This window comes from Nocardia sp. MDA0666 (genome assembly GCF_003023875.1).
Taxonomy (GTDB): Bacteria; Actinomycetota; Actinomycetes; order Mycobacteriales; family Mycobacteriaceae; genus Nocardia; species Nocardia aobensis.
Genome location: NZ_PYHT01000005.1, coordinates 1 through 12,930, shown reverse-complemented (window position 1 = coordinate 12,930; position 12,930 = coordinate 1). Strand labels below are relative to the sequence as shown.

General features: G+C 66.6%; 13 protein-coding genes and 1 tRNA gene. 7 read left to right on the top strand and 7 right to left on the bottom strand.

Going from position 1 to position 12,930, the window contains the following annotated elements; all coding sequences use genetic code 11:
* Positions 1 to 8: 8 nt before the first annotated feature.
* The 4 genes from acpM to aceE all read right to left on the bottom strand — a co-directional run bounded on the left by acpM (position 9) and on the right by aceE (position 5,814).
* On the bottom strand, positions 9 to 308 hold the full coding sequence (gene acpM / locus C8258_RS09885) for a meromycolate extension acyl carrier protein AcpM (RefSeq protein ID WP_030518485.1): 300 nt from the start codon (positions 306 to 308) through the stop codon (positions 9 to 11).
* Between the two features lie 130 nt (positions 309 to 438).
* Positions 439 to 1,353, bottom strand: coding sequence for an ACP S-malonyltransferase (locus C8258_RS09880; RefSeq protein WP_106954934.1), 915 nt, complete (start codon positions 1,351 to 1,353; stop codon positions 439 to 441).
* 128 nt (positions 1,354 to 1,481) lie between these two features.
* Positions 1,482 to 2,810 (bottom strand): CdaR family transcriptional regulator, encoded by a 1,329-nt coding sequence (locus C8258_RS09875; protein WP_051024468.1) that lies wholly within the window; start codon positions 2,808 to 2,810, stop codon positions 1,482 to 1,484.
* A 79-nt stretch (positions 2,811 to 2,889) separates the two neighbouring features.
* On the bottom strand, positions 2,890 to 5,814 hold the full coding sequence (aceE, locus tag C8258_RS09870) for a pyruvate dehydrogenase (acetyl-transferring), homodimeric type (protein ID WP_369974736.1): 2,925 nt from the start codon (positions 5,812 to 5,814) through the stop codon (positions 2,890 to 2,892).
* Between the two features lie 237 nt (positions 5,815 to 6,051).
* Between aceE and C8258_RS09865 the strand changes: the two genes are divergently transcribed.
* The 6 genes from C8258_RS09865 to C8258_RS09840 all read left to right on the top strand — a co-directional run bounded on the left by C8258_RS09865 (position 6,052) and on the right by C8258_RS09840 (position 8,959).
* The gene (locus tag C8258_RS09865; protein WP_233224986.1) at positions 6,052 to 6,609 is read left to right on the top strand and encodes a hypothetical protein; all 558 of its coding nucleotides are present in this window, start codon (positions 6,052 to 6,054) and stop codon (positions 6,607 to 6,609) included.
* Between the two features lie 177 nt (positions 6,610 to 6,786).
* Positions 6,787 to 7,209: a DUF3052 domain-containing protein gene (locus C8258_RS09860; protein ID WP_030518770.1), complete on the top strand. Its 423-nt coding sequence runs from the start codon at positions 6,787 to 6,789 to the stop codon at positions 7,207 to 7,209.
* A gap of 79 nt (positions 7,210 to 7,288) precedes the next feature.
* Positions 7,289 to 7,753, top strand: coding sequence for a peroxiredoxin (locus C8258_RS09855; RefSeq protein WP_106954933.1), 465 nt, complete (start codon positions 7,289 to 7,291; stop codon positions 7,751 to 7,753).
* 73 nt (positions 7,754 to 7,826) lie between these two features.
* Positions 7,827 to 7,898, top strand: a tRNA-Val gene (locus tag C8258_RS09850).
* A gap of 262 nt (positions 7,899 to 8,160) precedes the next feature.
* Positions 8,161 to 8,607, top strand: a complete 447-nt coding sequence (locus C8258_RS09845) for a Zn-ribbon domain-containing OB-fold protein (protein ID WP_106954932.1) — start codon at positions 8,161 to 8,163, stop codon at positions 8,605 to 8,607.
* Positions 8,594 to 8,959 (top strand): hypothetical protein, encoded by a 366-nt coding sequence (locus C8258_RS09840; protein WP_106954931.1) that lies wholly within the window; start codon positions 8,594 to 8,596, stop codon positions 8,957 to 8,959. Before C8258_RS09845 ends, C8258_RS09840 begins: the two co-directional genes overlap by 14 nt.
* Positions 8,960 to 9,191: 232 nt before the next feature.
* Here C8258_RS09840 and C8258_RS09835 read toward each other — a convergent pair whose 3' ends face one another.
* Both C8258_RS09835 and C8258_RS32850 read right to left on the bottom strand, forming a co-directional pair.
* Complete coding sequence (locus C8258_RS09835) at positions 9,192 to 9,950, bottom strand: glucose 1-dehydrogenase (protein ID WP_106954930.1); 759 nt, start codon at positions 9,948 to 9,950, stop codon at positions 9,192 to 9,194.
* A 69-nt stretch (positions 9,951 to 10,019) separates the two neighbouring features.
* The gene (locus C8258_RS32850) at positions 10,020 to 10,553 is read right to left on the bottom strand and encodes a transcriptional regulator (protein WP_233225020.1); all 534 of its coding nucleotides are present in this window, start codon (positions 10,551 to 10,553) and stop codon (positions 10,020 to 10,022) included.
* Between C8258_RS32850 and C8258_RS09825 the strand changes: the two genes are divergently transcribed.
* Positions 10,512 to 12,479 (top strand): recombinase family protein, encoded by a 1,968-nt coding sequence (locus C8258_RS09825; protein WP_369974735.1) that lies wholly within the window; start codon positions 10,512 to 10,514, stop codon positions 12,477 to 12,479. The genes C8258_RS32850 and C8258_RS09825 overlap by 42 nt on opposite strands.
* An 89-nt stretch (positions 12,480 to 12,568) precedes the next feature.
* Here the strand turns inward: C8258_RS09825 and C8258_RS32555 are convergent.
* Positions 12,569 to 12,930 (bottom strand): hypothetical protein (locus C8258_RS32555; RefSeq protein WP_199195653.1); only part of this gene is annotated, 362 nt, incomplete at its 5' end.

Sequence of the window (12,930 nt, the reverse complement as noted above, 5' to 3'; positions counted from 1 at the left end):
TGTCGGCCTTACTGGGCGTCGAACTTGGCCTTGAGCTCGGCGGCCGCGTCGGAGTTCTCGGCCTCGAGCTTCTGGATGTAGGAGACGGCGTCACCCACGGTCTTGAGGCTGGCGAGATCCTCGTCGGGGATCTTCACGCCGTACTTGTCCTCGGTCTGCACGGCGATCTCGACCATCGACAGCGAGTCGATGTCCAGGTCATCGACGAAAGACTTCTCGATCGTCACCTCGGAGGGCTCGATGCCGGTCACCTCTTCGATGATCTTGCCGAGCTCTTCGACGATCTGTTCCTGGGTCAGAGCGGCCACTTGGTGGCTCCCTTCTTGTTCTTTCGTTGGTCCGACGTGAATCGGAGGTCCGATTATTTCTTCGGTACGAGGTGGACGAATGTTTCGTCCTGCTTGCTCACGGTCGCGTCACTGCGAGCCGCGAGGAAAGCTAGCCGGTTGCCGAGAGCTCGACAAACGCGGGGATGTTCTCGGGGGTCTTCAGCGCCAGATTCGGGGTGCCCTTGAGCTCCCGCTTGGCGATGCCGACCAGGGTTCCGGCCGGTGGCAATTCGGCCACCGCGGAAACCCCTGCCGCGCGAACGGTTTCGGTGCACAGATCCCACCGGACGGGCCGGGTCACCTGTGCCGCCAGCTTCTCGATGGCGTCGGAGCCCGAGTCGACCGGCTTGCCGTCGTAGTTCGACAGCAGGGTACGGGTCGGCTCACCGGGGACTATCTGGGAGATGGCTTCGGCCACGGCGTCCTGGGCGGGTGCCATGAACGCGGTGTGGAAGGCCCCGGCGACGGGCAGCGCACGAATCCGCGCCTTCTCCGGCGGGTTCGCGGCCAGTTCCGCCAGCGCATCCAGCCGGCCTGCCGCCACGATCTGGCCGACCGCGTTGCGGTTGGCCGGGACCAGGTCGAGCTCGGCGAGCCGGTCGAGCACGGCGGCTTCGTCGCCACCGAGCACGGCGGACATGCCGGTCGGAACCAGCGCACACGCCTTCGCCATCTCCGCACCGCGGATCGCGGCCAGTTTCACCGCGTCATCGGGGGAGACGACTCCGGCGACGGCTGCGGCGGCGAGCTCGCCGACCGAATGTCCGGCGACGATGGTATCCGCCGGAACCGCTTCGTGCGGAATCTCGGCGAAAGCCAGCAGTGCGGCGGCGACGACCAGCGGCTGGGTCACCGCGGTATCGGTGATCTCCTCCGCGGTGGCCGTGGTGCCGAGGCGGAGCAGATCCAGGCCGGAGGCCTTGGACCACAGTTCGAGGCGGTCACGCGCGCCGGGAAGATCGAGCCATGGCGCGAGCATGCCGGGTGTCTGGGAGCCCTGTCCAGGGGCGAACAACGCGATCACGCCTCTAACAAAACACTGTGAGGGGGCTCTGTGGAGATGTCGGCGCCGATGATGTTTGAGCGACGCTTTTGTGTGGACCCCACAAAACGGCACGTGGGTTGTCGCGATCGACCGCGCCCCGATGTCCGTTACAGGCGATCTTCGTAGAAAGTTGCCGGGGAGTCTTCTGGGGCAGGTGTTGACGATTCGTTACGGGTTCGTGTCAAACGACCCACTGTTGCCGCGATTCGGAGCACATACGCGTCACGCGGATTCATCGGATCCCGGCCCGTGACCTCGGCGATGCGCTTGAGCCGGTAGCGGACCGTATTTGGATGAACGAACAGCTGACGGGCACATGTCTCGACGGCTCCACCGCAATCGAGGTAGGCGTCGAGGGTGTCCGACAGGGCCGACCCGGCGGCGGCCAACGGTAGCACAAGATACTCGTTCAGAGCGTCGACCGCAGCCCGATCCCCGAGCAGTGCTCGCTCGGGCAGAAGTTCGGAGGCGTGCACCGGTCGCGGCGCCGCCCGCCAGCCCACCACGGCCTCCATTCCGGCCATCGCCTCCACCGCGCTGACGTGGGCCGCGGACAGCGTGCGCATGGTCGGGCCGATCACCACGGGACCGTCGGAAAACGCTTCGGCGAGCAGGTCCATCAGGAACGGCGAGGGGTAGCCGGTGTCACCGAGATTGCCGCTGACCACCATCACCAACCGCGAACCCTGCACCACCGCCAGTGCCGCGCGGCCGTGCCGGGCGGCGATGACGTGTACCGAACTCACCACGGCCACTTGATCTTTCGGCGGCGTACCGACCAGCACCGTGGCCGCGGCGGTGGCGTCCCAGTTCAATGTGGCCGCGCGCGAGAGCATTTCGGCGCCGGTGTCGCCGCGCACCACGGCGTCGACGACCAGCGCCTCCAGGCGGGTGTCCCAGGCGCCGCGGGATTCCGCCGCCGAGGCGTAGACCGAGGCCGCGGCGAAACCGAGTTCGCGGCCGTAGCGCAGCACCGCCTCGGTGAGCGCCACCAGCTGGCGGTCGTTGCGGGCCAGCGCCGGCAGCCACTGCTCGAAGAACTCCATCGCGACGCGGACCATGTCGACGGTCTGGCGAAGGGTCAGGCGCCGGGCCAAATCCTGCGGGATCACCTGGAACGCGTCGAGGCTGAAGCGGATATCGCTTTCCGGATCCTGCAACCACTCCAGGAAATTGACCACCGCGGTCTGCACCAGCATCTGCACGCCCGCCCGCTGGGCGGCGTCCAGATCGCCGAAGAACGGTAGCCGGTCCTCCATCGAGGCGATCGCCTCGGTGGACAGCCGCCCGGAGAACTGCTTCACCCGTTTCAGCAGGGTGTCCGGCAGCGGATCGCGGGTTTGCCGATTGGGTGACAGGGCCCCGGTCGGCAGGTAGACCTCATGCTCGGACGACCCCTCGGAAACCCGGCGAGGCCGCGGCGGTTTACGTTCCACTGTTCAATATTCCGTCATCGCGCTGGTCGGTCTCCGCAACCCCCCGGTAGGGGCGCGATTCGCGCCCCTACCGGACCGGTCACGCGAGCTGTTCTTCGCTGCTCATCGATTTCGGTGCGGCATCGACGTCGTCGATGCGGTAGCGGGCCGCGGCCTGCGCGACGACTGCCGGATCGATACCGCCGGTGCGTCCCAGGGCCTCCAGTGCCGCCAGGGCGATGGATTCGGCGTCGACGTTGAACACCCGCCGCGCCGCCTGCCGGGTGTCGGAGAACCCGAATCCGTCGGTGCCCAGGGTGGTGTAGTCGCCCGGCACCCACTTGCGGATCTGGTCCGGCACCGCGCGCATCCAGTCGGACGCCGCCACGAACGGCCCCTGCGCCTGGGACAGCACCCGCGTCACGTACGGCGCGTCGGTTCCGGCGTCCGGATGGCGCAGTGTGTGGATCTCCTTGGCCAGCGCCTCCCGGCGCAGCTCGCTCCACGAGGTCACCGACCACACGTCCGCCTGCACACCCCAGTCCTGCGCCAGCAGCTCCTGAGCGCGCAGGCCGTCGGGCAGCGTCACACCCGCGACCAGGATCTGGGCGCGTACGTCACCCTCGTTGCCCCGGCGGTACAGGTAGATACCCTTCAACAGGCCCTCGACATCGAGGTCGTCCGGCTCGGCCGGCTGCTGATACGGCTCGTTGTACAGGGTGATGTAGTAGAAGACGTTCTCGCCGCCGAAGACGTCGTCCTTCATGACCGGATGGGTTCCCGGCACCTCCGAGGCCAGCGTTCCGCCCGGCCCGAGCTGCGGTCGCCCGCCCCCGTACATCCGGCGCAGGCCGTCGCGCACGATGTGGGCGATCTCGAAGGCGAACGCCGGATCGTAGGAGACCACCGCCGGATTGGTCGAGGCCAGCAGCAGCGAATGACCGTCGTTGTGCTGCAAACCCTCACCGGTCAGCGTGGTGCGCCCGGCGGTCGCGCCGAGGACGAAGCCGCGGGCCAGCTGGTCGGCGGCCGCCCACAGGCCGTCGCCGGTGCGCTGGAACCCGAACATCGAATAGAAGATGTAGAGCGGGATCATCGGCTCGCCGTGGGTGGCGTAGGACGTACCGGCCGCGGTGAACGATGCGGTCGAGCCGGCCTCGTTGATGCCCTCGTGCAGGATCTGGCCGACTTGGCTTTCCTTGTAGGCCAGCATCAATTCCGCGTCGACGGAGGTGTACAACTGCCCGTTGCGGTTGTAGATCTTCAGCGACGGGAACCACGAGTCCATACCGAAGGTACGGGCTTCGTCCGGAATGATCGGCACGATGCGCTTGCCGATCTCCTTGTCGCGCAACAGTTCCTTCATCAGCCGCACGAACGCCATGGTGGTCGCCACGTTCTGCTTGCCCGACCCCTTGCGCACCGAGGCGTAGGGCGCGTCGCCGGGCAGCTGCAAAGGCTTTGCGACCGAACGCCGTTCGGGCAGGTAGCCGCCCAGGGCGCGGCGCCGGTCCAGCATGTAGCCGATCTCGTGCGAATCCATGCCCGGGTGGTAGTACGGCGGCAGATACGGATCGGCCTCGAGCTGGGCGTCGGTGATCGGAATGCGCTGCACATCGCGGAACGCCTTCAGATCGTCGAGCGTCATCTTCTTCATCTGGTGCGTCGCGTTGCGCGCCTCGAAGTGCTTGCCGAGACCGTAACCCTTGATGGTCTTGGCCAGGATCACCGTCGGCTTGCCCTGATGCGCCAGCGCCGCCGCGTAGGCCGCGTAGATCTTGCGGTAGTCATGGCCACCGCGCTTGAGGTTCCAGACCTGCTGATCGGTCAGGTCCTTCACCAGATCCTTGGTGCGCGGATCGCGGCCGAAGAAGTGCTCGCGCACGTAGGCGCCGTCGTTGGCCTTGTAGGTCTGGTAGTCGCCGTCCGGGGTCGAGTTCATCAGGTTGACCAGCGCGCCGTCGCGGTCGGCGCCCAGCAGCGCATCCCACTCCCGGCCCCAGATCACCTTGATGACGTTCCAGCCGGCGCCGCGGAAGAACGACTCCAGCTCCTGGATGATCTTGCCGTTACCGCGGACGGGGCCGTCGAGCCGCTGCAGGTTGCAGTTGATGACGAAGGTCAGGTTGTCCAGACCCTCCAGCGCCGCCACATGGGCCAGACCGCGCGATTCCGCCTCGTCCATCTCACCGTCGCCGAGGAAGGCCCACACGTGCTGATCGGAGGTGTCCTTGATCCCGCGATCGTGCAGGTAGTGGTTGAAGCGCGCCTGGTAGATGGCGTTCATCGGACCCAAGCCCATGGATACCGTGGGGAATTCCCAGAAATCGGGCATCAGTCGCGGATGCGGATAGGACGACAATCCGTGGCCCGGACCGCCGTGGCTGTATTCCTGGCGGAAGCCGTCGAGCTGATCCTCGGTCAGGCGGCCCTCGAGGAAGGCGCGCGCGTAGATGCCGGGGGAGGCGTGGCCCTGGATGAAGATCTGGTCGCCGCCGCCGGGATGGTTCTTACCGCGGAAGAAGTGGTTGAAGCCGACCTCGTACAGCGCCGCGGACGACGCGTAGGTCGAAATATGGCCGCCCACACCGATTCCCGGCCGCTGCGCGCGATGCACCATGACCGCGGCGTTCCAGCGGATCCAGGCGCGGTAGCGGCGTTCGACCTCTTCGTCGCCGGGGAACCAGGGCTCGTTCTCGGTGGGGATGGTGTTGACGTAATCGGTCGAGGTCAACGAAGGAATGGTGACGTGACGTTCACCGGCGCGCTCGAGCAGGCGCAGCATCAGATAGCGAGCGCGGCCGGGGCCTTCGCGCTCGAGCATCTCGTCGAAGGAATCGAGCCACTCGCTCGTCTCCTCCGGGTCGATGTCCGGTAGATATGACGCCACCCCCTCGCGGATCACACGCACCCGCGCACCGGCCGGGCGGGCGGGCGCCGACTGGTGATCGGCGGAACCGTTGCTGCTCGTCGGCTCGGGGTCGGATGCAGAACTTGACGAAATCGGGTGCATCAGGTCGGTCAAAATCAATGCTCCTCGTACAGGGGGTGGACAAGCTGATGGCTCTAACCCCGGGCAGCACCGCTGGTGTGCGGGCCGTCCGTCGCTCACGGTTGGGGCGCACCTCACATCCTTGTCGATGATGCGTCCCAGGTCATCATGTCAGCCGTAAATCCAGTACCGTTCGCTAGGCTGTGACGCTCGTTGCAGCGAAGCTCGCCACAGAACATTCTTTCGACTGCTCGAGAAGCGGGGAGGACGATGAAACTGCTGAACCCACGTGGGTTCGGACTGATGTGCGCGACCTTGGCGGTCGGCACCGGACTGGTGGTGGCAGGATGCTCTACCGCTGTCCACGGTACCGCGACGGTGAACCAGGCGGACGCGGCCGCGTTCCGCACCGAGATGGCGTCGTCCTCGGCCGCGGCCACCTCGTCGAAAAAGGCTGCCGCACAGACGAAAGCCGTCGCCGACAACTGCACACCGTTCCGTGAGACCACCGGCGCCGCGGTGACGAAGTACAACGACTTCGTCGACGCGCACGATGCGAACGCCCCCGACCAGGACGCCAAGCGCGATTCCGCCGCCCAGACCCTCGAGGACGCCGCGCGGACCGTGGAGGGACGGGTCACCGCCGCCGGCGACGCGTTACCCGCGGACCTAGCGCAGAAGTTCACCGACTATGTGAACGCCGCCCGCGGACTGGCCGGCGAATCCCGCAAGATGACCTACACCGCGCCCGTCGGCACGCTCAACGACGCCAGTAAGCGAGTCAACGACGCGCTGAACGCGGTGCGTACCGCATGCCCGGCGCGATAGCCGGGGAACGGATGTCCCGGGGCCGCTCAGGGCGTTGCGAACCGCCTCTGCACGCTTCGTCCCGGGGCATGCATCCGCGACATTTCGGAGGCTATTTGAGCGGATCGGCTTGCGTTGCGGCCGATAACCATGTTCGCTTGCAACTATCTGTTGTCGGGAGTTGAGGAGGACACCACCGTGGTCGCCGCGGCGGACGCGCAGAACTACGCTCAGAAGCTTGGCATTGCCCACGGCATGGCGGTTCAGGAGTTGGGCTGGGACGAGGACACCGCAGACGAGTTGAGGGCGTCTGTCGAGGACGCGATCGGCTCCGAACTACTCGACGAGGACACCGACGAGGTGATCGACGTCGTACTGCTGTGGTGGCGCGACGGAGACGGCGACCTGGTCGACGAACTGATGGATGCCATCGGTCCGCTCGCCGAGGACGGTGTTGTCTGGGTGCTCACCCCCAAGACCGGCCAGCCCGGGCATGTCGATCCCAGCGAGATCGCCGAATCCGCCCCCACCGCGGGGTTGACGTCGACCACACCGGTCAGCCTCGGCACCTGGACCGGCACCAAGCTGATGCAGCCCAAGACGCCCTCGAAGCAGCGCTGATCCACCGCGTGACTATTGTTTCGCACGGGCGGCCGCCGAGTACCGGAACAGCCCGCCGTCGAAGACAGGAGGACTGCGCATGCCGCTCGAAGTGGGTACGGCCGCACCGGATTTCACGCTGAAGGATCAGAACAACCAGGAGGTGAGCCTCGCCGATTACCGGGGCCACAAGAACGTCCTGATCGTGTTCTATCCGTTGGCGTTCACCGGCATCTGCCAGGGTGAGCTGTGCAAGGTGCGCGACGAACTGCCCAAGTTCCAGAACGACAACGCCGAGATCCTCGCCATCTCCGTCGGACCCCCGCCCACCCACAAGATCTGGGCGGCCGAGCAGGGCTACACCTTCCCGCTGCTGTCGGACTTCTGGCCGCACGGCGCCGTCACCCAGGCCTACGGTGTCTTCAACGACAAAACCGGCTTCCCCAACCGCGGCACCTTCGTCGTGGACAAGGACGGAATCATCCGTTTCGCCGAAATGAACGGCCCCGGAGAGCCCCGTGACCAGGCGGCTTGGGAGAAAGCGCTCACTGCACTAGATTCATGAACCGCCGCGCACGGACCCGGTCACCCGGCCCGCGCAGCACACCATCTTCACCGCCGCCCGGCCGGTGAAGTCCGGGCGTATAGCTCAGTGGTAGAGCACTGGTCTTACACACCAGCGGTCGGGGGTTCGAACCCCTCTGCGCCCACTTCATTTTCCCAGGTAGAAGACGTGTCCTCCCCCGATCTCGCGCCCCATACCGGGTGGCCTGAGTCGTGAAGTGGCCGACAAGGGGCCGACGCGCGATGGAATCACTTGACTGCCAGCGAGGTGTTCGACGGGCGCGCGGTGTCACTCGGCAAGCCGATTGCCGAGAAATAGGTATACGCAGGGGTAGTTCTACCGTCGCGGTGGTGCCCGTCGGTGACGAGGCTGGAGTGCGTTCTATCGGTCACGTTGCGGAGGATTCGATGTCTGCACCCACGCTTCAGCACAGGTCTCATATCGGTACGACGGCCTCGGAAGAGGTCTTGATGATTCGGCGTTGCGCGAAATGTGACAAGTTGTTCGCGCCGCTGACGGCGGGATGTTCCTCGTGTGCGTCGGATGTTCTGGAACGGGTGCCGTCGTCGGGTGCGGGTTCGATCGTGTCGTGGCGGGTGGTGGAACGTGCCGGTGCGGGTGGTGTGCTGGCTCAGTCGACGGTCGCGATCGTCGAACTCGACGAGGGTCCATGGGTCTACACCTCGCTGGAGGGAGAGGTGCCGTTGCTCGCGGATCGGCCGGTGCGTGTGCATTTCCAGCCGCCGCGTCCGCGAGACGACAGGTTTCCGGTTTTCGTCGTCTGTGCTGATCGCCGGCACAGCGAATCGGTGACGTCCTCCGGTTCCGACGGACGAGACCGTGCGCCGCGGTGAACCTCGTGTCGCGCGGTGCTACAGCCAGGCATGGGTCCGGACCTCGCTGCAGCAATGCCGACTTCTCGAGAGAGACGGCTATCTCGATCCGCATGCGCGGTCGATAGTCGTATTCGCCATTCATTGGGCGCCGTTCGGCGGTGCCGACTCCAGCGAGTTGCTGGTGCGTTTCGGCGTCGCCAGACGACGGTTCCTGCAGATGTTGCAGGCGGCGCTGGCTCCGGGCCGTACGGACAACAGGGAGACGCGAGGGCTGAAGCAGCATCTGCTGGCAGCACTGGACTACGCATGGAATCCCAGTCGTGACCCCGCCCTCATGGTGGACTTCGTGAACGGCGATCGAGCTTCGTGAAGCCGGCAGCCGGCAGCCGAACGGTTGGTGCCGCGCCTCCGCGCGTCCACGAACACCCCGCTCCTCCCACGTAGGTTCGGGCGTACGCGCCTGTGTGCCGACGGCGGAGGCGACTGCCTCGGCCACCCCGACAGAGCTCGTGGACCGCGACCTGCCGTGGGACGAGGCGCAGCGGGAGTTCATGTGCGAGCATCGGCCGCACGCTCAGCGGTGACCACTGCGGACCGGGATATCAGGTTGCCGCGCCCGGAACCAGGCCCACCAGGCCTCCGTCGACGAGCAGGTCCTGACCGGTGATGTACGACGCCTCGTGCGAGGCGAGGAATGCCACCGCAGCCGCGACGTCCTCGGCTGAGCCGATCCTCCCCGCGACGATATCGTCGGCCACAGCGCTTTGCGCGGCCGCGGGCAGTTCGGACCGCAGCGCGGGGGTGTCGATATATCCCGGGCTCACCGAGTTGACCCGAATTCCCTTGCCGCCCAATTCCGCCGCGAGCGTGCGCGCGAGATTGTGCGCGGCGGCCTTGCTCGCGGAGTACAGCGAGCCGAACGGCATACCGCGGTGCAGTGCCCACGAGGCGTTGATCACGACAGCCGCGCCGGACGACAGCAGCGGAATCGCCTTCTGGATCGTGAAGAACACTCCTTTGAGGTTGACGCCGACCACGCGGTCGAAATCGGCCTCGGTCACCGCGTCGGTCGGCGGGAAGAATCCGATGCCCGCGTTCACGAAGAGCACGTCCAACCGGCCGTACCTGGTCTGGACGGTGTCGAACAGGGCATCGAGAGCGGCGAGATCGGTCGTATCGGCGGCGATCGCGAGCGCCTCCGGTCCGAGATCATCGGCCGCCGCGGCCAGCCGTGCCGGGTCGCGTCCGGTGACGATCACTCGCGCGCCCTCGTCGCGCAACCGCCGCGCGGTGGCCAGTCCCATACCGCTCGTACCGCCGGTGACCAGTGCCGTCTTGCCGTCGAATCTGTTGTGTGCCATGGCGAGAAGCCTGCCGAGGATCGCCCGGGACAACCAGTGCGAGGTCAACGTGGGATTACTACCACCAGGCTATGCGGGTGCGGCCGACCGTTCCGGCGCCAGCAGGCCCAGTCGCTGCTCGGTCCCGGTGCCCGGCCGCGGGTTGTACAGCACCAGATGCAGATCGGGATGGTCCGCGAGGATCAGCGTGGTGGTGTCGAAGTACAGGTCGCCCGCGTCCGGATGGCGCACCGCGTGGACCGCCTGCGTCGGGGCGCCCACGTCGTGCCGTGCCCACAACTCGGCGAATTCGCTACTGACGGTGGAGAGTTCGGTGATCACCCGGTCGAATTCGGGATCGCCCTGCGCCGCATCGGCACGATAGGCGGCGACGACCGCCGGTGCGGCGGCGGCCCAGTGCAGATGCATCTCCCGGTAGCTCGCGTTGGTGAAAAACGAGACGAGGCAGTTGTAGTCGTCGCAGTCGTAGCCGAAGGCCGTGCGCGCCCCATCGTTGACGGCCAGGATGTTCCAGTACCGGTCACGCAGCACCGCAGGCCGCGGCGACCATACCGTCAGCAGATGTCGCAGTTCGTCGGTGACCCGCGCATCCCGATTCCCCACGGCCCGAGGCGGATTCATTCCCGCCAGTACATACAGGTGGGCCTGCTCCCACTCGGTCAATCGCAGTGCTCTCGCGACCGCGTCGAGCACTTCGGACGACACCTTGATATCGCGACCCTGCTCGAGCCAGGTGTACCAGGACACGCCGACCCCAGCGACATTGCGCCTATACACTCCGTCCGTACCGTGGTTGGTATGGCACGGAAATCGGATGACGATCTGGCATGGCTGGCGGAGATCAACGAAGCGTTGGCGGCAGGGTTGGTCGGGGTGGACCCGGTGGAGTGGGTCTACGGGTATGTGCGAATTTCCAGGGATGACAAGGACGGCGCGGAGGGGGTGCGGTTGCAGGCCAAGTATGAGGTGGCGTATGCGGAGCGGAAGGGGTTGCGGCTGGCGCGGATCTTCTGTGACAACGACATGTCGGGCGCGGATCCGGATCGTCCGGCGTTGCGGGAACTGCTCGAGTTGGTGACGTCCGGCCCGGCGAAGATGGTTCTTGCTCGTGATGTGGCACGGTTGACACGCGATTACGACTTGGGCAACGAGCTGATGAAACTCGGCCGGGACGAGGGTGTGCGGTTCGTATTCATGAAGGACCATGAGTACGACCTGACCACCGGCGCGGGCAGGAAGAACTTCACGGTGAAGGTGGCCGAGGCGGCGGAGTACCGGGAGGTCAACACCGAGAATCTGCTGGACCGGATGACTGAGGAAGCGGAGAAGGGGGTGATGCAGGGGGGTTCACGCCGGTTCGGATACGGCAAAGTTGTTGGCACGCATCCGATTACGGGCGCCGAGATCCTGGATCGGTATGCGCTGCGCGCGGAGGAGGTCGCGGTACTGCGCGAAGGCCGGGACCGGGTGATCAACGGCGAGTCGCAGACGGCGATCATCACCGATTGGAACGCGCGCGGGATCACCACGTCCGAGGGTGGACGGTGGCGGGTGGGCAAACTGTCGCAGCAGCTGCTGCTCGAGGCGTATGTGATCTACGACCTGGGTGAGCACACCGACGCGACCGGTGCCCGGTGTGGGTGCCTGGACAATCCGCAGGGCAACGGTATTCGCGTGCACGCCCGCACCGGTACCCGCCATCGCGCCCAGTGGCCGGGCATTTTCACCCGTGCCGAGCACGAGGCGATGCGGGCGGCGTTGATCGCGCACCGTCGCGGCAAGGATCCGGAGCGGCCCCGGCAGCGCAACGGCGAGTACTGGCTGACGGGGCTGGCCCAGTGTGGCGGGACTTGGAAAGCGGGCACCGAACGGGCGGGTGAGTATTGCGGGCAGTGGCTGGTGGGCTCACTGATCGAGCGAGAACGCAAGCACGGCACCATCGTGCAGCGCCGCTACGGGTGCCAAGCCACCGACTCCGCGCGAGTGCGGTGTGGCTGCGGGCGGGTGTTCCGTGACGCTGGCGCGCTGGAGATGTATGTCGCGCAAGCGGTGATCGCCGAATACGAGAACCCGGAAATCCTGGCTCGTTTGGATCGCGGCAACGACAACGCCGCCCGGATCGCGGAGTTGCAACAGCGGATCGAGACCACGACGGGGAATCTGGACGCCGAAACCGACCGCCGCACCGAAGTGTTGACCGGCGCGCGGGACGCCGACGACTTGCGGGTGATCGAACGCACCATCGCGGGTCTGAAACATACATTGAAAGATCTTCGCAGCGAGCAGAATTCGCTGCGGAGCACGCAAGCGTTGGCCGTGCTGGCCGACATCGGGTCCACACCGGGCGAGCTGCGCAAGGCGTGGGACACGAAGGGGTCGCGGTGGCGGCACGAGGCCGCTGCGCGGCTGATCGAGAAAGTGATCGTCAAACCCGCGCGCGTGTATGCCGCCAAATGGGAGGACCAGAACGGCAAGCTATGGCGATTCGATGAGTCCTCGGTCGAAATCTTGTGGCGCGACCTCGGCTAGACCCGGACCCGTTACGCACGGACGCGGACCTCGGTAGGCCGGGAAAGCAACCCGGCCCGCCGAGGCCCGCGTCTGTTCGGTGTTCGGGGTCAGGCGGCGCGGCGATCGTTGTCGCGGTCTTGGTCGCGGTCTGGGGGAAGGGTGGCGAGCGTGTTGCGCAGGAACAGGGCGAGGGATTCGATCACGGCGGGGTGCTCGATCCGGGGCGGGAGTCCTTGCCGCAGGCGGCTCTCGGCGACCAGGCGGCGGGTCTGCTCACTGGTCGGCCCGACCCACATCCGCCCCGTAGGCGGGGGCTGTGTGCGGCGCTGGCGGCGTGTCGGCACGGCCGGGGCTCGTTTCCGCCGCAACGGGGTCACTGTCGCGTCCGTGGCGTCCGGCCGGGCGGCGGGGGCGCTGGCGTCGGTCGGCTGGGTGCGAGGGTTGGGGCGGTCGCTGTGGTGGGCGGTGG

What these genes read in the sequence shown, in the direction of transcription:
- C8258_RS09865 (WP_233224986.1), top strand. Translation starts at nt 6,052, where the DNA reads ATGAAACTGCTGAACCCACGTGGGTTCGGACTGATGTGCGCGACCTTG.
- C8258_RS09855 (WP_106954933.1), top strand. Translation starts at nt 7,289, where the DNA reads ATGCCGCTCGAAGTGGGTACGGCCGCACCGGATTTCACGCTGAAGGAT.
- C8258_RS09845 (WP_106954932.1), top strand. Translation starts at nt 8,161, where the DNA reads ATGTCTGCACCCACGCTTCAGCACAGGTCTCATATCGGTACGACGGCC.
- C8258_RS09835 (WP_106954930.1), bottom strand. Translation starts at nt 9,950, where the DNA reads ATGGCACACAACAGATTCGACGGCAAGACGGCACTGGTCACCGGCGGT.
- C8258_RS09825 (WP_369974735.1), top strand. Translation starts at nt 10,512, where the DNA reads ATGTCGCAGTTCGTCGGTGACCCGCGCATCCCGATTCCCCACGGCCCG.